This window comes from Frigoribacterium sp. VKM Ac-2836 (assembly GCF_013248995.1).
Lineage (GTDB): Bacteria > Actinomycetota > Actinomycetes > Actinomycetales > Microbacteriaceae > Frigoribacterium.
On record NZ_JABRPK010000004.1, the window covers coordinates 21,208 to 44,821 of the forward strand.

The 23,614-nt window shown below is 69.1% G+C and carries 22 protein-coding genes and 2 tRNA genes; 16 read left to right on the plus strand and 8 right to left on the minus strand.

What is annotated here, in order from left to right; genetic code table 11:
• Positions 1–25: 25 nt before the first annotated feature.
• The 3 genes from HRF36_RS12715 to HRF36_RS12725 are packed head-to-tail and all read left to right on the plus strand — an operon-like array spanning position 26 to position 2,700.
• Positions 26–487 (plus strand): hypothetical protein, encoded by a 462-nt coding sequence (locus HRF36_RS12715; protein WP_371740162.1) that lies wholly within the window; start codon positions 26–28, stop codon positions 485–487.
• Positions 488–524: 37 nt separating this feature from the next.
• On the plus strand, positions 525–2,210 hold the full coding sequence (gene ettA, locus HRF36_RS12720; RefSeq protein WP_056048420.1) for an energy-dependent translational throttle protein EttA: 1,686 nt from the start codon (positions 525–527) through the stop codon (positions 2,208–2,210).
• Between the two features lie 16 nt (positions 2,211–2,226).
• On the plus strand, positions 2,227–2,700 hold the full coding sequence (locus tag HRF36_RS12725; RefSeq protein WP_123520198.1) for a thioesterase family protein: 474 nt from the start codon (positions 2,227–2,229) through the stop codon (positions 2,698–2,700).
• A 21-nt stretch (positions 2,701–2,721) separates the two neighbouring features.
• Here the strand turns inward: HRF36_RS12725 and HRF36_RS12730 are convergent, their stop codons facing one another.
• Positions 2,722–3,591, minus strand: coding sequence for an acyl-CoA thioesterase II (locus tag HRF36_RS12730; protein WP_173210476.1), 870 nt, complete (start codon positions 3,589–3,591; stop codon positions 2,722–2,724).
• 21 nt (positions 3,592–3,612) lie between these two features.
• Between HRF36_RS12730 and HRF36_RS12735 the strand changes: the two genes are divergently transcribed.
• Entirely contained in the window at positions 3,613–4,284 is a 672-nt protein-coding gene (locus HRF36_RS12735; RefSeq protein WP_173210478.1) for a hypothetical protein, read from the plus strand.
• 9 nt (positions 4,285–4,293) lie between these two features.
• Here the strand turns inward: HRF36_RS12735 and HRF36_RS12740 are convergent, their stop codons facing one another.
• The 3 genes from HRF36_RS12740 to pepN form a co-directional block, all read right to left on the minus strand.
• Positions 4,294–4,713 (minus strand): globin, encoded by a 420-nt coding sequence (locus HRF36_RS12740; RefSeq protein ID WP_371740189.1) that lies wholly within the window; start codon positions 4,711–4,713, stop codon positions 4,294–4,296.
• A gap of 62 nt (positions 4,714–4,775) precedes the next feature.
• Entirely contained in the window at positions 4,776–5,777 is a 1,002-nt protein-coding gene (locus HRF36_RS12745) for a mechanosensitive ion channel family protein (RefSeq protein ID WP_254281333.1), read from the minus strand.
• A 128-nt stretch (positions 5,778–5,905) separates the two neighbouring features.
• Positions 5,906–8,446, minus strand: coding sequence for an aminopeptidase N (pepN, locus tag HRF36_RS12750; protein ID WP_173210483.1), 2,541 nt, complete (start codon positions 8,444–8,446; stop codon positions 5,906–5,908).
• Positions 8,447–8,537: 91 nt separating this feature from the next.
• Between pepN and HRF36_RS12755 the strand changes: the two genes are divergently transcribed.
• From HRF36_RS12755 to HRF36_RS12775, 5 genes are all read left to right on the plus strand, one after another.
• Positions 8,538–9,164, plus strand: a complete 627-nt coding sequence (locus HRF36_RS12755) for a DsbA family protein (protein WP_173210485.1) — start codon at positions 8,538–8,540, stop codon at positions 9,162–9,164.
• Positions 9,165–9,185: 21 nt separating this feature from the next.
• Positions 9,186–9,671 carry a ribose-5-phosphate isomerase gene (locus tag HRF36_RS12760; RefSeq protein ID WP_173210487.1) on the plus strand — a complete coding sequence of 162 codons (486 nt, stop codon included), beginning with the start codon at positions 9,186–9,188 and terminating at the stop codon, positions 9,669–9,671.
• A 107-nt stretch (positions 9,672–9,778) separates the two neighbouring features.
• A complete protein-coding gene (locus HRF36_RS12765) occupies positions 9,779–10,753 on the plus strand; it encodes a DNA-formamidopyrimidine glycosylase family protein (protein WP_173210489.1) in 975 nt (324 codons plus the stop codon).
• Between the two features lie 4 nt (positions 10,754–10,757).
• Positions 10,758–11,381, plus strand: coding sequence for an FMN-binding negative transcriptional regulator (locus HRF36_RS12770; RefSeq protein WP_173210490.1), 624 nt, complete (start codon positions 10,758–10,760; stop codon positions 11,379–11,381).
• Positions 11,378–12,886 carry an amidohydrolase gene (locus HRF36_RS12775; protein ID WP_173210492.1) on the plus strand — a complete coding sequence of 503 codons (1,509 nt, stop codon included), beginning with the start codon at positions 11,378–11,380 and terminating at the stop codon, positions 12,884–12,886. The genes HRF36_RS12770 and HRF36_RS12775 overlap by 4 nt, the downstream gene beginning before the upstream one ends.
• Before the next feature lie 62 nt (positions 12,887–12,948).
• Here HRF36_RS12775 and HRF36_RS12780 read toward each other — a convergent pair whose 3' ends face one another.
• On the minus strand, positions 12,949–13,437 hold the full coding sequence (locus HRF36_RS12780; protein ID WP_043597026.1) for a Dps family protein: 489 nt from the start codon (positions 13,435–13,437) through the stop codon (positions 12,949–12,951).
• 185 nt (positions 13,438–13,622) lie between these two features.
• Between HRF36_RS12780 and HRF36_RS12785 the strand changes: the two genes are divergently transcribed.
• Both HRF36_RS12785 and HRF36_RS12790 read left to right on the plus strand, forming a co-directional pair.
• Entirely contained in the window at positions 13,623–15,131 is a 1,509-nt protein-coding gene (locus tag HRF36_RS12785) for a histidine kinase (RefSeq protein ID WP_173210494.1), read from the plus strand.
• Positions 15,132–15,160: 29 nt separating this feature from the next.
• Positions 15,161–15,829, plus strand: coding sequence for a response regulator transcription factor (locus tag HRF36_RS12790; protein ID WP_173210496.1), 669 nt, complete (start codon positions 15,161–15,163; stop codon positions 15,827–15,829).
• A gap of 45 nt (positions 15,830–15,874) precedes the next feature.
• On the opposite strand, the gene HRF36_RS12795 is transcribed toward HRF36_RS12790, so the two are convergent.
• Entirely contained in the window at positions 15,875–16,651 is a 777-nt protein-coding gene (locus HRF36_RS12795) for an SGNH/GDSL hydrolase family protein (RefSeq protein WP_173210498.1), read from the minus strand.
• Positions 16,652–16,826: 175 nt separating this feature from the next.
• Positions 16,827–16,897, minus strand: a tRNA-Gly gene (locus HRF36_RS12800).
• Positions 16,898–17,048: 151 nt separating this feature from the next.
• Between HRF36_RS12800 and HRF36_RS12805 the strand changes: the two genes are divergently transcribed.
• The 5 genes from HRF36_RS12805 (at position 17,049) to clpX (ending at position 21,507) form a co-directional block, all read left to right on the plus strand.
• Positions 17,049–17,121 (plus strand) — tRNA-Pro (locus HRF36_RS12805).
• Between the two features lie 62 nt (positions 17,122–17,183).
• The gene (gene tig, locus HRF36_RS12810; protein ID WP_173210500.1) at positions 17,184–18,509 is read left to right on the plus strand and encodes a trigger factor; all 1,326 of its coding nucleotides are present in this window, start codon (positions 17,184–17,186) and stop codon (positions 18,507–18,509) included.
• A 214-nt stretch (positions 18,510–18,723) separates the two neighbouring features.
• Positions 18,724–19,311, plus strand: a complete 588-nt coding sequence (locus HRF36_RS12815; protein ID WP_043597035.1) for an ATP-dependent Clp protease proteolytic subunit — start codon at positions 18,724–18,726, stop codon at positions 19,309–19,311.
• A gap of 40 nt (positions 19,312–19,351) precedes the next feature.
• Positions 19,352–20,017: an ATP-dependent Clp protease proteolytic subunit gene (locus HRF36_RS12820; protein WP_043597037.1), complete on the plus strand. Its 666-nt coding sequence runs from the start codon at positions 19,352–19,354 to the stop codon at positions 20,015–20,017.
• A gap of 209 nt (positions 20,018–20,226) precedes the next feature.
• Positions 20,227–21,507: an ATP-dependent Clp protease ATP-binding subunit ClpX gene (gene clpX / locus HRF36_RS12825; protein ID WP_173210502.1), complete on the plus strand. Its 1,281-nt coding sequence runs from the start codon at positions 20,227–20,229 to the stop codon at positions 21,505–21,507.
• Positions 21,508–21,554: 47 nt separating this feature from the next.
• Here clpX and HRF36_RS12830 read toward each other — a convergent pair whose 3' ends face one another.
• Positions 21,555–23,582 (minus strand): M3 family metallopeptidase, encoded by a 2,028-nt coding sequence (locus tag HRF36_RS12830; RefSeq protein ID WP_173210504.1) that lies wholly within the window; start codon positions 23,580–23,582, stop codon positions 21,555–21,557.
• Between the last annotated feature and the right edge of the window lie 32 nt (positions 23,583–23,614).

Consider the following 23,614-nt stretch of genomic DNA (forward strand, 5'->3'; position numbering starts at 1 on the left):
CCGCCGCCAGCGACGAAGGGCCCCCGTGATCGGTTCGAGACCCCCGCGAGGCCCGGCGCCCGCCGCGATCCTGGTGGCCCTGGCGGTCGCTCTCGTCGGGTGCACGTCGTCGCCCGACCCCGCGCCGACGACACCGCCGGCCACAGCGTCGACGGACGCGCCTCCGTTCTCGTCCGAGTCGACGACGCCCGAGGCGATGGCCCACTTCGACGAGGTGAACACCGCGACCGTCGCGGCGAACGCCCGGCCGGGTGGGCGTGCCGTCGTCGACGCGCTGGTGGGCGCGGGCTTCGACAAGTCGACCATGCAGGTCACCGCCGACACGACCTCGATCGGCCGCGACGCCGACAGCGTGCAGTTCTCGGTCCTCTGGGGTCAGGACTGCCTGATCGGGCAGGTGTCGGGCGCCGGCTACTCGAGTCAGACGGCACCGGTGCTCGGCACGGGGGCGTGCCTCGTGGGGTCGACCCGAGCCATCGACTGGTGACGTCGGGGGCGGGGCCCCGCCCGATAGACTCGCTCCCATGGCCGAATACATTTACTCGATGGTGCGCGCCCGCAAGGCGGTCGGCGACAAGCTGATCCTCGACGACGTCACCATGTCGTTCATCCCGGGGGCGAAGATCGGTGTCGTGGGGCCGAACGGCGCCGGCAAGTCGACGATCCTCAAGATCATGGCGGGTCTCGACACCCCCAGCAACGGCGAGGCGAAGCTCAGCCCCGGCTACTCGGTCGGCATCCTGATGCAAGAGCCCGAACTCGACGAGACGAAGACCGTCCTCGAGAACGTGCAAGAGGGCGTCGGCCCGATCAAGCAGAAGCTCGACCGCTTCAACGAGGTCTCGGCCGCGATGGCAGAGCCCGACGCCGACTTCGACGCGTTGCTCGCCGAGATGGGCACCCTGCAAGAAGAGATCGACGCCGCCGACGCGTGGGACCTCGACTCCCAGCTCGAGCAGGCCATGTCGGCCCTGCGCACGCCTCCGGGCGACGCCGAGGTCGCCAATCTCTCCGGTGGTGAGAAGCGCCGCGTCGCGCTGTGCAAGCTGCTGCTGCAGAAGCCCGACCTCTTGCTGCTCGACGAGCCCACCAACCACCTCGACGCCGAGAGCGTGCTGTGGCTCGAGCAGCACCTCAGCAAGTACCCCGGCGCCGTGCTCGCCGTGACACACGACCGGTACTTCCTCGACCACGTCGCCGAGTGGATCGCCGAGGTCGACCGCGGTCGCCTCTACCCCTACGAGGGCAACTACTCGACCTACCTCGAGAAGAAGGGCGAGCGTCTGCAGGTCCAGGGCAAGAAGGACGCCAAGCTCGCCAAGCGTCTCGCGTCCGAGCTCGAGTGGGTCCGCAGCAACGCGAAGGGCCGCCAGGCCAAGTCGAAGGCGCGTCTGGCCCGCTACGAAGAGATGGCGAACGAGGCCGAGCGCACGCGCACCCTCGACTTCGAAGAGATCGTGATCCCCGTGGGACCGCGTCTCGGTTCGCAGGTCATCGACGCGAAGAAGCTGCACAAGTCGTTCGGCGAACGGGTGCTCATCGACGACCTGTCGTTCACCTTGCCCCGCAATGGCATCGTCGGCGTGATCGGCCCGAACGGCGTCGGCAAGACCACCCTCTTCAAGACGGTCGTCGGCCTCGAGCCGCTCGACGGTGGCGAGTTGAAGGTCGGCGAGACCGTCGACATCTCGTACGTCGACCAGAGCCGCGGGGGCATCGACCCGAACAAGAACCTGTGGGAGGTCGTGTCCGAGGGGCACGACTACATCCAGGTGGGCAAGACCGAGATCCCGTCCCGCGCGTACGTGTCGCAGTTCGGCTTCAAGGGCCCCGACCAGCAGAAGAAGGCCGGTGTGCTGTCCGGTGGTGAGCGCAACCGTCTGAACCTGGCGTTGACCCTCAAGCAGGGCGGCAACCTGCTGCTGCTCGACGAGCCCACCAACGACCTCGACGTCGAGACCTTGGGCAGCCTCGAGAACGCGCTTCTCGAGTTCCCCGGCTGCGCCGTGGTCATCACCCACGATCGGTGGTTCCTCGACCGCATCGCGACGCACATCCTCTCGTGGGAGGGCCTGAACGACGACGGGACCCCCAACTGGTACTGGTTCGAGGGCAACTTCGAGGCATACGAAGAGAACAAGGTCGAGCGCCTCGGGGCCGACGCGGCGAAGCCGAGCTCGGCGACGTACCGCAAGCTCACGCGCGACTGACCGGCTCCGCACCGTCATGACCCGCCTGCACGTGCCGACCCGAGTCCGCTGGAGCGATCTCGACGGATACCGTCACGTGAACAACGCGTCGATGCTGCGCCTCCTCGAGGAGGCGCGCATCGACGCGTTCTGGTCGGCCGACGGGGCGATCGACGAACGGTCCTCGGCCGCCGTCCTCGACGGCAGCCCGAACGCCACGACGATGACGCTCATCGCGCGGCAAGAACTCGAGTACCTGATCCCCATCCCGTACCTGCGGGCACCACTCGACGTCCAGATCTGGGTCGGGCGTCTCGGCGGCGCGAGCCTCGAGGTCTGCTACGAGGTCTGGTCACCCGAGGGGGTCGACCCTCGGCAGCTGTTCACCAAAGCCGCCACGACCATCGTGCTGGTCGACTCCGCGACGAATCAGCCACGGCGCATCTCCGATGTCGAACGAGATGCCTGGTCGCCGTTCGTCGAGGAGCCACTGGCCTTCCGCCGCCGCTGACCAGAGGCGGTCGCTGTCGAGTCAGCCGCGCGGAACGCGCACCATGCCCTCTTGCGCCACGCTCGCCACGAGAATGCCGGCACGGTCGTAGATGCGTCCGAGCGACAGCCCGCGGCCACCGACCGCGTTGGGGCTCTCTTGCACGTAGAGCAGCCACTCGTCGACCCGAGCGGGGCGGTGCCACCACATGGCGTGGTCGAGGCTCGCGGCCTTGAGACCAGGGGTGACGAACGCCACACCGTGCCGGCGGTAGATCGGCTCGAGCAGCGTGTAGTCGCTGGCGTACAGCAGGGCGGCGCGGTGCAGGTCGGCGTCGTCAGGCAGCGGGCCGGTGGCCTTGAGCCACACGGCCTGGTGGGCGACGTGGTCGCCCTCGACGCTGAAGAAGACGGGCGAGGGCACGTGACGCATGTCGAACGGGCGCCGCGCCCACGACCGGGCCACGGGATTGTCGACGGCGGACAGCAACTCCGCGTCGCTCGGCACGTCCTCGGGTTCGGGCAGGCCGGTGGGCATGTCGACCTGGTGGTCGAGACCCTCGTCGGGGGTCTGGAACGAGGCGATCATCGAGAAGATCGGCACTCCGTCCTGTGAGGCCTGGGTGCGACGGGTCGCGAACGAGCGGCCGTCGTGGATGCGGTCGACCGTGAAGGTGATGGGGATCGTCAGGTCGCCCGGCCGAAGGAAGTACGAATGGAGCGAGTGGACGTCGCGTCCGGCACCGACGGTGCGCTGTGCGGCGACGAGGGCCTGGGCGGCGACCTGACCGCCGAACACCCGGCCGAGCGGCTCGGGTTGCGAGCCACCGGTGAAGACGTCCTGTCCGCCGACGTTACCCGCCGATGCCAGGTCGAGGGTGGACAGCAGGCTCTGCAGCGGATCGTCGGTCACCCGATGTAGTTTAGGGGGCCGATGAACGACGCATTCACCCTCCCTGACTCCCTGTCCCTCAGCGATCTCGCGACCTATCTCGGGCGCGCCGGCCGGGTGGAGGACGGCTCGGTCCGACTCATCGCCGGTTCGGGGGTGCTCGCCGTCTACGTCGCCGTGTTCTACCCGATGGGCCTGCTCGACTCGAGCCCGACGGTGCTCGGACTTCGAACGTTCCAACTCGACGACCGTCCCGAGTTCGACGCCGTGGTGCCGGTGCGGTCCTTGAAAGAGCGCCTCGTGCGACTCCAGAACGACGTCGTCGATCCGACGGCGTCGGTCACCGTCTCCGTCCCCGCCACGGTGAACACCGTGACCTGGGCCGCCATCTCCCCTCCACGGGGCGGCTGGGCGAGGCTCGAGCCGATCGAGGCCGCCCGGCTCCGCGCCACGGCCGAGTCCGGCATCGCCCGGGTCGCCGAGGCCATCCCGGAGGGCACCGGCGAGCAGATCGTGCACCGGGTGCGGGCCGACGTGTGGTCGGCCCCGGTCGAGGGTGCCGAGCAAGTCCCGGCCGGCGCAGGTTTCGGGGCCCTCAGCCTGGGCTTCCTTGACGGAGAGGACGAGGTCACGATCTTCGAGACCGGCACCTGGACGCGCCTGACGACACCCAAGGGGCACGTGCTGGTCAAGCGCCGCTCGTCCCTGCTCTGAGGCCGACCGTCAGCGGTCGAAGGTGTTGACCATGGCCTGGGCGGCCCGGTCGAGGTAGCCCCAGAGCATGGCATCGTCGAGCGGGGCGAGTTCGAGCTCGTCGACGGCGACCCGCATGTGCTGCAACCAGCGATCGCGTGCCTCCGGGGTCACACGGAACGGCATGTGACGCATCCGCAGACGCGGGTGCCCGCGCTCCTGGCTGTAGGTGGTGGGCCCACCCCAGTACTGCTCGAGGAATCCCGTCAACCGTTGAATGGCGCCCTCGAGATCAGCCTCGGGGTACATCGGCCAGAGCACGTCGTCGGTGCGGACGCCGTCGTAGAAACGGCGGACCAACTTCTCGAAGGTCGGCCGCCCACCGATCTGCTGCCAGAAATTGCCCTGGGCGGCGTCGTCGCCGAGCCCACGCCGGACGGTGACCGGCACGGCTCCGGGCGGAGGGGATGTGGGCTGCTCGCCCGTCGGTCGTGGCGTCAGCGGGATGTCGGTCACTTGCGCTTCCCTCGGGGGACGTGCGGCGTCGGGACGGTGCGTGGAGCCCGGGCGCCCTGGACCGAGGAGGCGCTGTCGAAGCCGGTCAGGACGACGCTCGTCAGCGACGGCAGCACGATGTCCATGCCGTCCAGGGTCTTCTTGAGGCGTGCCCGCAGTTCACGGTCGACGTTGTCGCGGTCGGACGATCTGGTCTTGGCCACGATGCGGATGACCACGTGCTCCTCGGCGATGGACTGGATGCCCCACACCTCGGGCTGATCGATCATCGCGCGCTTCCATTTGGGGATCGCCGCGAGCTCGTTGGCCGTGTTCAGCATGGCGTCCTGGACCCGGTCGACGTCGGCGGAGTACGGCACGGCGAGGTCGATGATCACGCGCGTCCAGCCCTGCGACATGTTGCCCACCCGCAGGATCTCGCCGTTGCGGACGAACCACAGCACGCCGTTCACGTCCCGGATCTGGGTGACCCGGATGCCGACCGCCTCGACCACACCGGCGGCGGGCCCGACGTCGACGACGTCGCCCACGCCCAGCTGGTCTTCGGCGACCATGAAGATGCCGTTGAGCATGTCTTTGACGATGTTCTGGGCACCGAAGGCGAGACCGGCCCCGACGACACCGGCCGCGCTGACGATGGCGACGATGTTGAACTTGAGCTCGCCCAGGATCAGCACGAGCGCGATGGCCGCCACGACGACGGTGACCACGTTGTTCAGCACGCTGCCGAGAGTGCGGGTGCGCTGGACGACCCGGACGGCTTGAAGGGGCGACGCCATGAGGGCTTGGGTGTCGTCCACGTTCTGCTTGCGCTTGATGCCGTTGACGACCTGGTCGACCACCCGGCGGATGGTGAAGTGGAGGGCGATGCGCAGCAACACCGCGACGAGCAGGATCGCGACGATGCGGATGGGAACCCGCCACATCGTCCAGAAGGCGTCCCAGTCGAAGGCGATCGGGGCGGCGGGGTCGGTGGCGGCAGCGAGGAGAAGGTCCATAGGAGCGACAAGTCAAGCACGCTCCCGCAAGCCCACCCGAGAGCGGCCTGGATGCCCGGACGGCGGGCCCTGTGAGAGGGCCCGCCATCGGGTCGGTCATCCGGTCGTCTCGCGACCTCGGGGCACCACTACCGCAGGTCGACCGCCTGCACTCGCAGGGCCCGCTCGACGCCCGCGACGCTCTCGCTGACGATGCGACGCAGCGCCGGTGTCTCGGGATTGGCCTCGAGCCACGCATACGACGCGTCGACGAGCGCCTGGTCGGCGAGACCGGCCGGGTAGAGCCCCGAGACGAGCGTGTCGGCGATGTGGTAGCTGCGGGACTCCCAGATGCCCGTGAGCGACGAGAAGTATCGCTCGACGAGCGGCTGCAGGATCGCCGGGTCGTTCGTGTGCTGGAACCCGAGGGTCGTCGCGCGCACGATGGCGTTGGGCTGCTCGGCGCTGTCGACGACCGATGCGAAGGCGGCGAGCTTGCCCTCGGTGGTCGAGATGGTGGCCCGGGCCCGCGCGGCCGCCTGGGCACCGTTCGCCGTGTTGTCCTCGGCCAGGGCGGCGTCGATCTCGGCCTCGCCGGCACCGCCGACGAGCACGAGGCCCTCGAGCAGCTGCCACCTCAGGTCGGTGTCGACGGTGAGGCCCTCGAGGGCGAGGGAACCGTCGAGCAGACCGGCCAGCGCCTCCTTGTGGGCCTCGGTCGACGCGATCGCGGCGAAGAAGGTCACGAACTGGAACTGTGCGTCCGACCCGGCTTCGGCGCCCTGGGCCAGGGCCCAGAGGCCGTCGCCGACCTCGGTGATCGTGGAGGCACGGCGTGCGGGGGCCACGTAGCTGCGGGCGGTCTGCAGCAGCTGCGACAGCGTGGTGCGGATCGTCGTCGACTCGGTCTCGGTCGTGATGTTGTCGAGCACGAGTCGCACGTAGTCCGAGGCCGAGGTCTCGGCGTCGCGCGTGGCGTCCCAGACCGAGCCCCAGACGAGGGCACGGGCGAGCGGGTTCGAGATCTTCGACAGGTGTGCGATGGCGGTGGCGAGTGAGACCTCGTCGAGGCGGATCTTCGCGTAGGCGAGGTCGTCGTCGTTGATCAGCACGAGGTCGCCGCGGTTCAGGCCGACCAGCTCGGGCACCTCGGTGCGGGTGCCGTCGACGTCGATCTCGACGCGCTGCGTGCGCACCAGGGAGTCGCCCTGCAAGGCGTAGAGGCCGATCGCGAGACGGTGCGGGCGGATCGTCGGGTAGTCGGCGGGGGCCTCTTGCAGGACGGCGAAGGACGTGATGACGCCCGCGTCGTCGACCTCGAGTTCGGGACGCAAGGTGTTGACGCCCGCGGTCTCGAGCCAGAGCTTCGACCAGCTGGTGAGCTCGCGACCCGAGGTCGCCTCGAGCTCGACGAGCAGGTCGCTCAGCTCGGTGTTCGAGTGGTGGTGCTTCTTGAAGTACGCCCCGACGCCCGCGTAGAAGGCGTCGATGCCGACCCAGGCCACGAGCTGCTTCAGCACCGAACCGCCCTTGGCGTAGGTGATGCCGTCGAAGTTGACCTGGACGTCCTCGAGGTCGTTGATCGTGGCGACGACGGGGTGCGTCGACGGCAGCTGGTCCTGGCGGTAGGCCCAGCTCTTCTCCATCGCCTGGAAGGTGGTCCAGGCCTCGGTCCACTCGGTCGCCTCGGCCGTCGAGATGGTCGACGCCCACTCGGCGAACGACTCGTTCAGCCAGAGGTCGTTCCACCACTTCATGGTGACGAGGTCGCCGAACCACATGTGGGCCAACTCGTGCAGGATCGTGACGACGCGGCGCTCCTTGATGGCGTCGGTCACCTTGCTGCGGAAGACGTAGGTCTCGACGAAGGTGACGGCACCCGCGTTCTCCATCGCGCCGGCGTTGAACTCGGGCACGAAGAGCTGGTCGTACTTCTCGAACGGGTAGGCGTAGTCGAACTTGTCCTCGTAGTACGCGAAGCCCTGACGGGTCTTCTCGAAGATGTAGTCGGCGTCGAGGTACTCGGTGAGCGAGCGGCGCGTGAAGATGCCCAGTGGGATCGTGCGGCCGTCGGAGCTGGTGAGGTCGCTGCGGACCACGTCGTACGGGCCGGCGATGATCGCCGTGACGTAGCTCGAGAGCACGGGCGTGGGGGAGAACGTCCAGGTGCCGGTCTCGCCGTCGACGACGGGCTCGGGGGTCGTCTGGTTGCTGACGACCTGCCAGCGGGCCGGCGCGGTGACCGTGAACCGGAAGGTCGCCTTGAGGTCGGGCTGCTCGAAGACCGCGAAGACGCGGCGGCTGTCGGGCACCTCGAACTGCGAGTAGAGGTAGACCTCGCCGTCGACCGGGTCGACGAAGCGGTGGAGGCCCTCGCCGGTGTTGGTGTACTCGGCGTCGGCGACGACCTCGAGCACGTTCGACTCGGCCAGGTCGGCGAGCTGGATGCGCACGCCGTCGTTCACCGCGGCGACGTCGAGCGCCGTGCCGTTGAGGGTGATCGAGTGGACCGTCCGGGTCAGCGCGTCGATGAAGGTCGACGCGCCGGGGGTGGCGGTGAAGCGCACGGTGGTCGAGCTGCCGAACACCTCGTCGCCGCGGGTCAGGTCGAGGGCGATCTCGTACGACTGCACGTCGACGACGTTCTTGCGCTCTTGCGCCTCGACGCGGGTGAGGTTCTCTCCGGGCACGCTGGCTCCATCCGTCTGGGGGGTGAGGGGGGACTCGTGGTCCGCTGAAAGCCTAGACCGGCTGTACGACACCGGGGTGTTGACTGTGGGCATGACCGACACCCCTGCCCCCGCGCCCCACACCGTCGTCGACTTCTGGTTCGACCCCTCGTGCCCCTGGGCCTGGATGACCAGTCGCTGGGTCGACGAGGTCGCGAAGCACCGCGACCTCGACGTCACCTTCCACGTCATGAGCCTCGCGGTGCTCAACGAGGACAACGACGTCAGCGACGAGTACAAGGCGAACTTCGCCCGCATGCTGCGCTACACACGCCTCGTCACGGCGGCCGGCGAGTTGCACGGCCAGCAGATCGTCAAGCCGCTCTACGACGCCCTCGGCACCCGCATCCACCACGAGGGCGAGAAGGACGGTGACGTCGTGATCGCCGGCGCGCTGGCCGAGGTGGGCCTGCCCGCCGACCTCGCGCGGCATGCCGACGGCGACGAGTACGACGAGCAGATGCGCGCCAGCCACTTCGACGGCATCGGTCGCGTCGGCCAGGACGTCGGGACCCCCGTCATCGCGGTCGACGGCGTGGCGTTCTTCGGTCCGGTCATCTCACCGGCGCCCAAGGGCGACGAGGCCGTCCGCCTGTGGGACGGCGTCGTGGCCGTGGCGTCGTACCCCGGCTTCTTCGAGATCAAGCGCACCCGCACGGTCGGGCCGATCTTCGACTGACCCGGCCGTAGGATCGATCTCATGCGCATCCACGTGGCGACCGATCACGCCGGCCTCGACTTCAGCACGACCGTCATCCAGCACCTCACGGACGCGGGCCACGACGTGACCGACCACGGTCCGGCGAGCTACGAGCCACTCGACGACTACCCGTCGTTCTGCATCGCGGCCGCCCGGGCGACCGTGCGCGATCAGCGTGCCGGCCACGACGCACTGGGTGTGGTCTTCGGCGGCTCGGGTAACGGCGAGCAGATCGCCGCGAACAAGGTCGAGGGCGTCCGAGCGGCGCTGGTCTGGAACGACTCGACCGCGAGGCTCGCCCGTCAGCACAACGACGCGAACGTCATCGCCATCGGTGCTCGTCAGCACACCGAGGCCGAGGCGCTCGCCTTCATCGACACCTTCGTCGCCGAGCCGTTCAGTCACGACGAACGCCACGTGCGCCGCATCGCGCAGGTCGGCGAGTACGAGACCACCGGTGCGATCGCCGGTCACCCGGTCGACTGACGACGTAACGTCGAGGGCGGCGAGATCCCGACGGGGGTCTCGCCGCTCCGTCGTCTCCGCCGCCGCCGCGCGAGATCGTCCCACCGACCACCGAGAGAGGTGCCGCCGTGCCCGAGGGCCATTCCGTCCACCGCATCGCCAACCAGTTCGAGCAGAGCTTCGTCGGCCATCGTGTCGAGGCGAGCTCGCCGCAGGGTCGGTTCGCCGACGGGGCCACCCGGCTCGACGGCGCCACGATGGTCGATGCCAAGGCCGTCGGCAAGCAGATGTTCCTCGAGTTCGACAACGGACTCTGGTTGCACGTGCACCTCGGGCTCTACGGTGCGTGGGATTTCGCCGGTGAGATCGCCACGGGCCACTCGATGGCCGAGTCGCGCACGCGCCGGTCGGCCACCCGCAAGGCCGAGAACGCCCCGGACGACGACGGCGAACACTCGATGTCGAGCATCGGAGCGCCCCGGCTGTCCCGTGTCCGCATGGCCGAGCAGGAGAAGACCGAGGACGACGTCGACTCGTTCCCACCCGAGCCCGTCGGTCAGGTCCGCGTCCGGCTGCTGACCGACACCGCCGTCGGCGACCTCCGCGGCCCGACCAAGTGCGAGGTCCTGGACGCGGCCGGGGTCGACCTGGCGATCTCGAAGCTCGGGCCCGACCCCTTGGTCGACTCGCCGAAGAAGGGCAGTGACCGCTTCGTCACCACCGTCCGCAAGAAGCGCACGCCGATCGGCCTGCTGCTGATGGACCAGAGCGTGGTCAGCGGCATCGGCAACATCTACCGCGCCGAGCTGTTGTTCCGGGCCCGGCTCGACCCGCACACGCCCGGCAACCAGGTGCCCGAGGACGTCCTGCGCTCCCTCTACAAGGACTGGACGAAACTGCTCAAGAGCGGCGTCGAGCTCGGTCAGATGATGACCATGGACGGCCTGACCAAGGCCCAGCACGCCAAAGCGCTGCGCAGCCGGGCCGATCGGCACTGGGTGTACCACCGTGAGGGTCTGCCCTGCCGGGTCTGCGGAACCAACATCGTGATGGAGATGGCAGCGGGTCGCAAGCTGTACTGGTGCCCGACCGACCAGACTTGAGCGCATGCGGCACACCCCCACGTTCGTCCTGTCCGACGTCGACGAGGTCAAGCGGCTGATCCGCGAGAACCCGTGGGCCACGATCGTCTCGCACACGTCCGACGGGCTCGTGGCGTCGCACTACCCCGTCGTGCTCGAGCCGGACGAGATCGACCCCGAGGCCATCGTGCTGGTCAGCCACGTCGGGCGCCCGGACGAGCGCTCGCACGAGCTGGGCCGGCACGAGGTCCTGGTGGTCGTCCAGGGCCCGCACGGCTACGTCTCTCCCGGCTGGTACCCGTCCGAGCAGATCATCCCCACCTGGAACCACGTCACGGCACACCTCTGGGGCACTCCCGAGATCCTCACGGACGACGAGAACTTCCGCGTGCTGGGCGAGCTGGTCGACCATTTCGAGCGAGTCATGCCCAACCCGTCGACCCTGACCCTCGACGAGCAGGGCTCGAGACGGGTCGCGAAGGGCACCGTGGGCATCCGTCTCCGGGTCACAAGGTTCGACGCCCGCGCCAAGCTGAGCCAGAACAAGGCACCCGAGGTCGTCGACGGCATCGTCGACGAGCTCGAGCACGGCGAGCACTACGCGCAGCCGGCGCTCGCCGCCGAGATGCGACGGGTGCGCGACCGATGACGGTCGTCGCCGGCACCCGAGCCGAGGAGGCGCGGCGCACGCTCCTGAGGAACGTCCGCCTGGTCGGTGCGGGGCCCGCCCCCGTGGACGCCCTGCTCGACGGTGGCCGCGTCGTCGCGCTCGCGTCCGGCCTCCCCTCCGAGGACGCCGAGGTGCTCGACCTCGGCGGCCGCTGGCTCGCTCCGGGCCTCTGGGACTCCCACGTCCACATGGACCAGTGGGCCCTCGTGCGCAGACGGCTCGACCTGTCGCAGGCACGGTCGGCAACTCAGGCGGCCTCGATCGTGGGGGAGAGGTTGCTCTCCGAGCCGGTCGGCGCGGGCGGCACCCTCGTCGGCTACGGCTTCCAGGACGCCTTGTGGACGGACGCCCCGACCAGGGCCCTGCTCGACTCGGTGGCCGGCGACGTGCCGGTCGTCCTGGTCAGCAACGATCTGCACTCGGTCTGGCTCGATTCGGCCGCCCTCGCCCTGCACGGTCGCTCCGACCATCCGACCGGACTGCTGCGCGAGCAGGACGCCTTCGACGTGAGTGCCGCCGTGAGCGTCGTCCCGGACGAGCAGCTCGACTCCTGGGTGGGCGAAGCCGTCGAGGCGGCCGCCGCTCGCGGCGTCGTCGGCATCGTGGACCTCGAGATGACCTTGTCGCTCGACTGCTGGACGCGCCGCGTTACCGGGGGCACACGGGGACTGCGCATCCGCGCCGGGGTCTACCCGCGCGACCTGCAGACCGTCATCGCGCGAGGCCTGCGCACGGGTGACGTCGTGCCCGGTACCGACGGTCTCGTCACCATGGGGCCGTTCAAGATCATCACCGACGGGTCGCTCGGCACCCGCACGGCGTTCTGCCACGACCCGTACCCCGGGCTCGAGAGCGACCCCGCGGCACGGGGTCTGTGCATCTACGAGACCGACGAGCTCGTCGAGTGGCTGCGCCGCGCCTCCTCGGCAGGGCTGGTGCCGGCCGTGCACGCGATCGGGGACGCCGCGAACGCCCAGGCGCTCGACGCCTTCGAGCAGGTCGGTTGCCCTGGCAGCATCGAGCACGCCCAGCTGCTCGACGCCGCCGACGTCGCCCGGTTCGCCCGGCTCGGCATCGTGGCCAGCGTCCAGCCCGAGCACGCCATGGACGACCGCGACGTCGTCGACCGGCTCTGGTCGGGACGGTCCGAGCGTGCCTACGTCTTCGAGAGCCTGGCTGCGGCCGGTGTCCGGCTGCAGCTGGGTTCGGACGCACCCGTGGCTCCACTCGACCCCTGGGTGGCCATCGCGGCGGCGATCTCGCGGTCGCGGGACGGACGCGAGCCCTGGCACCCCGAGCAACGCCTCGTCGCCTCCGCGGCGCTCGCGGCGTCGACGGGAGGTCGCGCGAGCGTCGAGGTCGGGTCGGAGGCCGACCTCGTGGTCACCGATCTCGACCCGCTCGTCGCGTCCGACGACCAGCTGCGGGCCATGCCGGTCACCGGAACGCTGCTCGGCGGACGCTGGACGCACCGCGACCTGTGACCCGCACGGCGAAGGCCGCCACCCCCTGAGGGGCGGCGGCCTTCGCCGTCTGGTGTGGTGCGTCAGCCCGCGACGTGGGCCGCGAGGAACCAGCGGTCCTTCTCCAAGCCGCGCGAGATCTCGATGGCGACGTCCTGGCTCGAGGCGTCGAGTTCACCGAGCTCGTCGATGGCCTCTCGGACGGCGACCAGCGAGGCGTCGATCTGGGCGACCAGCTCGGCGATGGTGACGTCGATCTGGTTGAAGCCGGGGGAGGTCGGGGGGATGACCGTCTTGGCCGCGACGGTCTCGATGCGACCGTCGACCGGCAGTCCGAGGGCGACGACGCGCTCCGCGGCGAGGTCGGCCCATTCGCGGGCGTGGTCGACCACCACGTCGATGAGCTCGTGGACGGCGACGAACGCGATTCCGCGCACGTGCCAGTGTGCCTGCTTGCCGTTGACCGACAGGGCCGTCATGTCGGTGACGATCTGGCTGAGGAACTGGGCGACGCCGGCGGCGACGTCGGGATCGACGGAACCTTGGGGGACGGTGCGGGTGATGTCGGTCATGACGTGGTCCTTTCCTAGACGATGGAGGCAACGCTAGACGTCTGGGAGGATTCCGCAAGCAAGCTGAGGCTGCGCTCACCTAGGTCAGCCTCACCTCATGCGGGTCGTCACGGGGGATAACCCCACCGGCGTTCCGGGCGCTGGCACCATGGGGTGGACACCTCGCGCAGACCAGGCTCGAAGGCATGATCCAGGAGGCCACCATCACCGCCGCGAACCCCTACCTCTCCCCACCGGCCCGCCCGGGCGGCTACCGACGTCGGTGGCGCGAGCTACCTCGCGAGCTCGGCTACGTCGCCCTCTCGGCCGTCCTCGTCGTCATCGTCTCGGCGGCGGCCTCGCTCTTCCTGCACACGGTCAGCGGGTCGAGCGACTCGCTCTTCACGCTGGTGTTCCTCGCGGTCGTCGTCTTCGCGGGTCTCTGGATCGCCCGCTGGTTCGGCACCTTCGAGGTGCTGCGCCTCCGGTGGGCCAGCGATCGTCCGATCCGTCCGGTCGACTGGACGCCGAACACCGCGTGGGGCCGGTCGACCAACCGCTTCGTCCGGGCGGTGTCGGTCTTCGCCAACCCGCATTACTGGCTCTACCTGCTCTACGGCGTCGTGGTCTTCCCGATCGTGGCGGGTTTCACGACCTTCGTCCTGGTGGGCCTGCTGGCCGGCCCGGTCCTGGCGATCCTGGGGGTCGTGGTCATGTTCGGCGCCCTGCCCCAGTTCGACACCTCCCACTGGGCCTCGGTGATCGGTGCCGGTGGCGGCGCGGTGCTCGTCATTCTGGCTCTCGCCCTCTTCGCCGCGGTCGTGCTGGTCTATCCGTACGTCGTGCACGGCTTCGTGGTGATGCACCAGGCGATCGCCGCCGCGATGCTCGGCGGCTTCCGCAGCGACCAGCTCGAGGTCGAGCTCGCCGACCGCGAGATCTCGCGGACGGCCGCTTTGTCCGCCGAGGGCACGGCCCTCCGACGCCTCGAGCGGGACATCCACGACGGTCCGCAGCAGCGCCTGGTGCGCCTGCAGATGGACCTCGCGGCGGCGTCCCGCGCCGTCGACACCGATCCCGCGAAGAGCAAGACCCTCATCGAGGAGGCGCGGGTGCAGTCCCGCGAGGCCCTCGAGGAGCTGCGCGCCCTGTCACGTGGCTTCGCGCCTCCGTTGCTGTTGGATCGCGGTCTGGTCGCCGCTCTCGAGTCGCTCGTCGACCGCTCGGTCGTGCCCACCACGATGCTGAACCGGGTACCCGGACACGTCGTCATCCCGACCGACATCGAGCGCAACGCGTACTTCATCGCGTCCGAGCTCGTGACGAACACGGGCAAGCACGCCCAGGCGGCCAGTGCGGACCTCGTGCTGCGCACACGTCAGGCTCCCGACGGCATCGGCACCCTGCTCGAACTCGTCGTGACCGACGACGGACACGGCGGCGCGGGTCTGCGGGACGGTCACGGTCTCGCCGGCGTGCAAGAACGTCTGGTGGGTCTCGGTGGCTTCCTCGACATCAGCAGCCCGCAGGGCGGGCCGACCATCGTCACGGTGAGCATCCCGATGACGATCGACGTACCGAGCAGTGTGACGCTTCCCCTGCCGACCGAGCCGCTGCCGCCGTTCTCGTCGACCGCCGTGACCGAGCCGCTGACCGGCACGGCACTGCCCGACGGGCCGCTCGATCCGCCGGCCGGACCGCCGAGGCGACCGTAGCCGGTGGGTCGCGCCCGTAGTCTGGACGGGTGAGTCTCGAGAGCCCTTCCCGTCAGCCCCTCCGTGTCGTCGTCGCCGACGACTCGGTGCTGCTGCGGGAGGGGCTCGTCCGTCTGCTCGACGAGATCGGGGTCGAGGTCGTCGGTGCCTACGGCGACGCCGACTCGCTGCTGGCCGACCTCGACGAGGTCCGCCCCGACATCGCCGTCCTCGACGTGCGCATGCCGCCGACGCACACCGACGAGGGCGTCCGGGCCGCGATCGAAGCTCGGCGTCGTCGGCCCGATCTCGGCATCCTGCTGTTGTCGCAGTACGTCGAGGTGGCCTACGCGCGGGATCTGCTCGAGGCCGGCTCGGGCGGGGTCGGTTACCTCCTGAAGGACCGCATCGCCTCGTTCGACGAGTTCGGAGACGCGCTCGGCCGGGTGTCGGACGGTGGGACGGTCCTCGACCCGCAAGTGGTGTCGCAGTTGTTGGGGCGTCGGAGCGATCCGCTCGCCGCCCTGACACCCCGCGAGCGAGAGGTGCTGACTCTCATGGCCGAGGGGCGCACGAACGCCGCCATCGCGGCAGAACTGGTCATCGGGACGGGCGCCGTCGAGAAGAACGTCACCTCGATCTTCCAGAAGCTCTTGCTGGAAGACAGCGGTACCGACCATCGCCGGGTGCTGGCCGTGCTCGCGTTCCTGCAGCGCTGAGACCCGGTCGTGGTGAGGCCGCGTCGGGTCTCGACGTGCGGGCCGTCAGCTCGTGGCCTGGGCGCCGTCGGTGGCCGTGTCCACCGGTGAACCTGCCTGCGGGGCGCTGACCCGCGTGCCGGCCACGTCGAGGACGGTGTCGCGGAGTGCGTGGCCGAGTGCCTCGTAGCCGGCCGTCGTGGGGTGGATGCCGTCGACGGTCGTACCGGCGGCGAAGACGTCGCCCGCACGCGCGAATCCCCAGGGGTCGGTGAAGGTCCACCCCCGGTCGGCGACGAAGCGCTCGAGTCGAGCCTCGTAGTCGGCCGCTGCACGGGGCGCACGGTCGTAGGGCGGGATCGCGGCCACCACGACGTGTTTCGCGTGGATCGTGTCGACGATGGCGTCGTACGAGGCAGCGGAGTCGCCGAAGCTCAACCCGAGCCGTACGTCGTTGGTGCCCGACATGAGCACGAGGACGTCGACGTCGCCGACGGGCCGCACCGCCGCGGCCTGCTCTTGCACGGTGGATCCGCCCTTGGCGTAACCGCCCACGTAGTCGACGCCGTCACCCTGGGCGTAGGTCATCCACGTGTCGGCGGTGAGGCCGTCGCTCAGCAGGCGACCGCCCCCTGCGGTCAGCGAGTCGCCGACGATGGCGACCCGCACGCCGCCCGAGTTCGGGGCCGTGGCCACGCCGGGCGCGGGGGCAGCCTGCGCGATCGTGCCGGACCCGGACCCGGAGGCGCTCGTCGAGTGGACCGGGGGAGCGGCACACCCGGCCGCGAGGGTGGCCACGACCGCACCGACCAGCGCGACCCGGGCGAACGTCGCACGATCCATGTGGCCATCTTGGGTCACGCCGCGCCAGGAAGAATCATCCGCCAGCACGACTTCTGGCCCGGCCGGCTCGGAAGTCCCTGAAAGAACTCCCGCCGGCGCCGGAGTGGCGCGCGCGGAGAAGATTTCATTCAAGGCGCCGACCGGCGCCGACGCCGGAGGCGTCGAACGAACAGAGAGGGGATGACGGGAATCGAACCCGCGTGATCAGTTTGGAAGACTGAGGCTCTACCATTGAGCTACATCCCCGTGAGCGGCCGAGCCGCACGGTGAGACCAGCATAAGGCATCCGTAGGCGTCGCTGAGTCACGGGGCCTCGCTGTCGGCTAGACTCGACGCGGCCTTCACGTACCCGACCTCAACGGGACTCACGCGTGCCGGCCGGTTCCAGGCTGATACACGGGGCGTAGCGTAGTGGCTAGCGCGTCCGTTTTGGGGGCGGAAGATCGCAGGTTCGAGTCCTGTCGCCCCGACGATCGTCTACCTGCTGTCTCGGATGTGAGTTCAGCACCACCAACACAGGAGAAGCCCCACATTGGTCCAGACCACGGTTGAGAAGCTCAGCCCCACGCGCGTCAAGCTCAACATCGTCGTGACCCCCGACGAGCTCAAGCCCAGCGTCACGCACGCCTACGGTCACATCGCCGAGTCGGTCAACATCCCCGGTTTCCGCAAGGGCAAGGTGCCGCCGCCCATCATCGACCAGCGCGTCGGTCGTGAAGAGGTGCTGAACCACGCCGTCAGCGAGAGCCTCGACAAGTTCTACCGCGAGGCCGTGACCGAGACCGAGATCCGCGTCCTCGGTCGTCCCGAGGCCGACGTGGTCGAGTGGCCGAACGTCAAGGACTTCTCGGGCGACCTGAAGATCGCCGTCGAGGTCGACGTGCGCCCCGACTTCGACCTGCCCGAGTACGACGGCCTCGAGTTGACGGTCGACACGGTCGACATCACCGACGACGAGATCGCCGAAGAACTCACCAACCTGCGTACCCGTTTCGGCACGCTGGTCACCGTCGACCGCCCTGCCACCACGGGTGACTTCGCCCAGATCGACCTGACCGCGACGATCGGCGACGACGTCGTCGACACCGCCAAGGGCATCTCGTACGAGCTCGGCTCGGGCGAGCTGATCGAGGGCATCGACGAGGCCCTCGAGTCGCTCACCGCCGGCGAGAGCACCACGTTCGAGTCGAAGCTGCTCGGCGGCGACCGTGAGGGCGAGACCGCCCTCATCGCCGTCGACGTGACTGCCGTCAAAGAGCGCGAGCTCCCCGAGGCCGACGACGACTTCGCCCAGATCGCCAGCCAGTTCGACACCATCGACGAGCTCAAGGGTGACTTGAAAGAGCAGCTCGCGAAGTCGAAGACCTTCGGTCAGGGTGCTCAGGCACGCGACCAGGTCGTCGAGAAGCTGCTCGAGGCCGTCGAGATCCCCGTCCCCGAGAAGCTCGTCGAGGACGAGGTGCACCGTCACCTCGAGCAGGAGAACCGCCTCGAGGACGAGGAGCACCGTGCCGAGGTCAAGGAGAGCAGCGAGAAGGCCTTCCGCAACCAGATCCTCCTCGACGCCATCGCCGAGAAAGAGGCCGTGAAGGTCGAGCAGGACGAGTTGACCCAGTACCTCATCCAGGGTGCGGCCCAGTACGGCATGGAGCCCGGCGAGTTCATCAAGGTCCTCGACCAGAACGGTCAGATCCCGGCCATGGTCGGCGAGGTCGCCCGCAGCAAGGCCCTCGCGGTCGTGCTCAGCAAGGCGAAGGTCGTCGACGGCAAGGGTGACTCGGTCGACCTGTCCGCCTTCACCGCGACCGCGGGGGTCGGCGGAGACGACGACGACCACGCCGGTCACGACCACGCGTAGGCGGCAGGGTCGGGTCAGCTGACCCGTCACGTCGAGAGGGCCGGGTGCGAGTGCGCACCCGGCCCTCCGTCGTTCCCGGCGCCGCACCTCCCGGGCTCTCGGGTGCGCCCACGGGGCCGGGAAGGCGCGGTATCTGCCGTGGGCGAACAGCCCGGAACCCGTGCGTTGGCTCCGATAGATTCGACGACAAGCGACAACGAATGGGAGCTCCACCATGGCCGACGTGACACTGCCCAACAGTGTTTTTGACCGACTGCTCAAAGACCGGATCATCTGGCTCGGCTCTGAGGTCCGCGACGAGAACGCCAACGAGATCGCCGCGAAACTGCTGCTGCTCGCTGCGGAAGACAGCGAGAAGGACATCTACCTCTACATCAACTCGCCCGGCGGGTCGATCACGGCGGGCATGGCGATCTACGACGCCATGGAGTTCGTGCCGAACGACATCGTCACCGTCGGCATCGGCATGGCCGCGTCGATGGGGCAGCTGCTGCTGACCGCCGGCACCAAGGGCAAGCGCTACATCACGCCGAACGCGCGCGTCCTGCTGCACCAGCCGCACGGCGGGTTCGGTGGCACCTCGTCGGACATCCAGACGCAGGCGCAGCTCATCCTCTCGATGAAGCGTCGTCTTGCCGAGATCACGGCGGCACAGACGGGCAAGACCGTCGAGCAGATCAACGAAGACGGCGACCGCGACCGCTGGTTCACCGCTGAAGAGGCCCTCGAGTACGGCTTCGTCGACCACATCCGCGGCTCGGCCACCGACGTCGTCGGCGGCGCCGGCACCGACCAGGCCTAGGCCCTTCGCCCCTTCGTCAGAACGAGAAAGAGAAGAACTCATGGAACTCCCGATGATGGGTGGCGCGGGTCGAGTGCAGACCCCCAGCTCCCGGTACATCCTGCCCAGCTTCGAAGAGCGCACGGCCTACGGCTACAAGCGCCAGGACCCGTACGCCAAGCTGTTCGAAGACCGCATCGTCTTCCTCGGCGTCCAGGTCGACGACGCCTCGGCGGACGACATCATGGCTCAGTTGCTCGTGCTCGAGAGCATGGACCCCGACCGCGACATCACCCTGTACATCAACTCGCCCGGTGGTTCGTTCACGGCCATGACGGCCATCTACGACACGATGCAGTACATCCGTCCCGAGATCCAGACGGTCTGCCTCGGTCAGGCGGCCTCGGCCGCGGCCGTCCTCCTCGCCGCGGGTCAGCCGGGCAAGCGACTGGCCCTCCCCAACGCCCGTGTGCTGATCCACCAGCCCGCGACCGGTGGGAGCAGCGGGGGCCAGGCTTCCGACATCGAGATCCAGGCGGCCGAAGTCCTGCGCATGCGCACCTGGCTCGAAGAGACGCTGTCGAAGCACTCGAACAAGACGCCCGAGCAGGTCAACCGCGACATCGAGCGCGACAACATCCTGGGTGCCCAAGAGGCTCTCGAGTACGGTCTGGTCGACCAGGTACTCGGTTCGCGCAAGAACCAGCCGGCTGCGCTCACCCGCTGACCACGCGATGACGACGAAGGCCCCGGGCACTCGCCCGGGGCCTTCGTCGTGCCGATGGTACGGCGACCGGTCGGTCGACCCGACCGTGTCGTCGACGGATGTGCCCGCGCTGCCCGGGTCGGTCCGTGAGTGTCGGTGGATCGGGTTAGGCTCGGTTCACACGACGACCGGTCCCGGTCGATGACCTCAGCCAATCAGGGAGGCCGAGCATGGCACGCATAGGTGAGAGTGCCGATCTGCTCAAATGCTCGTTCTGCGGCAAGAGCCAGAAGCAGGTCCAGCAGTTGATCGCCGGTCCCGGTGTCTACATCTGCGACGAATGCGTCGAGCTCTGCAACGAGATCATCGAAGAGCGTCTCGCCGAGGCCGGTGACGAGCCGACGAGCGAGTTCGACCTGCCCAAGCCGCGCGAGATCTACTCCTTCCTCGAGGAGTACGTCATCGGCCAGGACGCAGCCAAGCGTGCCCTGTCGGTGGCCGTCTACAACCACTACAAGCGCATCCGGGCCGCCTCGACGCTCACGGCCGCCGAGTCGCTCGCCGACGAGGTCGAGATCTCGAAGTCCAACATCCTGCTGATCGGCCCCACCGGCTGCGGCAAGACGTACCTGGCCCAGACCCTCGCCAAGCGGCTCAACGTTCCGTTCGCCGTCGCCGATGCGACGGCCCTCACCGAGGCGGGCTACGTCGGTGAAGACGTCGAGAACATCCTGCTCAAATTGATCCAGGCGGCCGACTACGACGTCAAGCGGGCCGAGACCGGCATCATCTACATCGACGAGATCGACAAGATCGCCCGCAAGGCCGAGAACCCGTCCATCACCCGCGACGTCTCGGGTGAGGGCGTGCAGCAGGCCCTGCTCAAGATCCTCGAGGGCACGGTCGCCTCGGTGCCCCCGCAGGGCGGTCGTAAGCACCCGCACCAAGAGTTCATCCAGGTCGACACGACCAACGTCCTGTTCATCGTGGCAGGCGCCTTCGCTGGTCTCGAAGACATCATCTCGAACCGCGCGGGCAAGCGCGGCATCGGATTCGGTGCCCCGTTGCACAGCAAAGAAGACGAGGCGGCGCTCTTCAGCGAGGTCCTGCCCGAAGACCTCCACAAGTTCGGCCTCATCCCCGAGTTCATCGGTCGCCTGCCCGTGGTCACCACGGTCACGCAACTCGATCAGCCCGCCCTGATGCAGATCCTCACCGAGCCGAAGAACGCCCTCGTGCGCCAGTATCAGCGCATGTTCGAGATCGACGGGGTCGAGCTCGAGTTCGACCGGGGGGCCCTCGAAGCGATCGCCGACCTGGCCGTCCTGCGTCAGACCGGCGCCCGCGGGCTCCGCGCCATCCTCGAAGAAGTGCTCGGACCGATCATGTTCGACGTGCCCTCTGACGACACGGTCGGGCGAGTGGTCGTCACCCGCGCCTCCGTGCTCGAGAACGCGGCGCCGACCATCGTTCCGCGCGTCGTCGAACAGCGCACCGAGAAGTCCGCCTAGCAGCGGCGACAGAGCGCCCCGGCCGGTTCGGCCGGGGCGCTCTCTTGTCAGGCCAGGCCGCGGCGGGCGAGGAGGGGCTCCACCCGAGCGTCGCGACCGCGGAAGTCGCGGTAGGCCTCGAGGGGGTCCTTCGACCCGCCGACCCCGAGCAGTCGCGATCGGAAGCGGTCGCCGTTCTCGCGTGTGGGCCCGCCGTTCTCCTCGAACCACTGGACGGTGTCGGCGTCGAGGACCTCGCTCCAGATGTACGAGTAGTACCCGGCGTCGTAACCCCCGGCGAAGGTGTGCGCGAAATACGTGCTCGAATAACGGGTGGGGACCGCCGCGAGGTCGAGGCCGACCGCGGCCAGCGCCTCCTGTTCGAAGGCCTCGACGTCGGTGACGGCCGCCGCCTCGGCGGACGAGAGGGCGTGCCAGGCCTGGTCGAGCAGAGCCGCCGCGAGGTACTCGCTCGTCTCGAAGCCCTGGCCGAAGCCCTGCGACGCGATCAGGGCGTCGACCAGTCGCTGGGGCAACCCCTCGCCGGTTTCGTGATGGACGGCGTAGTTCGCGAGCACCTCGGGCCAGAGCATCCACATCTCGTTCACCTGGCTGGGGAACTCGACGAAGTCGCGGAAGACGTTCGTGCCCGAGAAGGTGGGGTAGGTCACCCGGGCGACGAGCCCGTGCAGGGCGTGCCCGAACTCGTGGAAGAGCGTCGTCACCTCGTCGAGGGTCAGCAGGGTCGGCCGGCCGGCCGGCGGTTTCGGCACGTTGAGGTTGTTGACGACGACGCTGGGCAGGCCGGTGAGCGCCGATTGCGAGACCAGCGGGTTCATCCAGGCGCCTCCGCGTTTGCTGTCGCGCGTGTACAGGTCGAGCACGTAGAGCCCGACCTCGCCGCCGGCGGCGTCCGTGACCTCGAAGACCCGCGCCTCGGGGTGGTACGCGACCAGGTCGGGGCGCTCGGTGAACTGCAGCCCGTAGAGCGACCCCGCAGCGAAGAAGACGCCGTCGTGCAGCACACGCTCGGCCTCGAAGTACGGCCGCATCGCCGCCGTGTCGACGTCGTGCTTCTCGGTGCGGACGAGCTCGGCGTAGAAGGCCCAGTCCGAGGCCCGGATCGGCCGGCCGGCGACACGCTCGAGCTCGGCCTGTTCGGCGCGGGCGTTGCGGGCGGCAGGAGGCGCGAGTCGCCCGAGCAGATCGCTCACCGCCTCGGGAGTGCCCGCGGTCTCACCCGCCGTGACGGAGGCCGCGTGCGACGCGAACCCGAGCAGCTCGGCCCGTTCGGCCCGCAGGCGGACGATCTCGAGGACGAGCTCGCGGTTGTCGTGGTCGCCCCCACGACGCCCACGGGTGAGCGACGCCTGCATGATCCGCTCGCGCAGCGCCTCGTTCGTCAGGCTCGCCAGGTAGGGGTGACCGCTGAACAGCACGAGCGTGACGACGTATCGGCCGTCGAGTCCGCGGTCTCGGGCGGCCTCGGCCGCGGCGGCGATCGCGCCGGCGTCGAGACCGTCGAGCTCGGTCGGGTCGTCGACCACGACGGCCAGGTCGTTCGTGTCGGCCAGCAGGTTCTTCTCGAATCGCGTGGTCAGGGTCGACAGCCTGCCGTTGAGGTGGCGCAGGCGGACCTTGTCATCGTCACCGAGCGCAGCACCCGACCGGGTCGCCTCGTCGACGAGGCGCTCGACGAGGTGCCGCTGCTCGGCTGACAGATCGAGGGCGTCCCGACGCTCGTATACGTGCCGCAGGCGGGAGAACAGGCGCGGATCGAGCCTGATGGCGTCGGCATGGGCCGCGAGCCGCGGGGCGAGCTCGAGCTCGAGGGCGTCGGTGGCCTCCGTCGAGTCCGAGGAGGTCTTGTTGAAGAAGACGTGCTCGACGCGGGTGAGCAGCGCACCGCTGCGCTCGAGAGCGGCCACCGTGTTCTCGAAGGTCGGCTCGGCCGGGTCGGTCGCGACGGCCTCCACCTCGGCCAGCTGCTCGGCGAACCCGGCGGTGAAGGCTGGGCCGTAGTCGTCGTCCCCGATGCTCGCGAAGGGCGGCAGCGAGTACGGCAGCGTGCTGGGGGAGAAGAACGGGTTCGTCATCAGCCCACACTAGGAGGCGCGCTAGGGTCGCC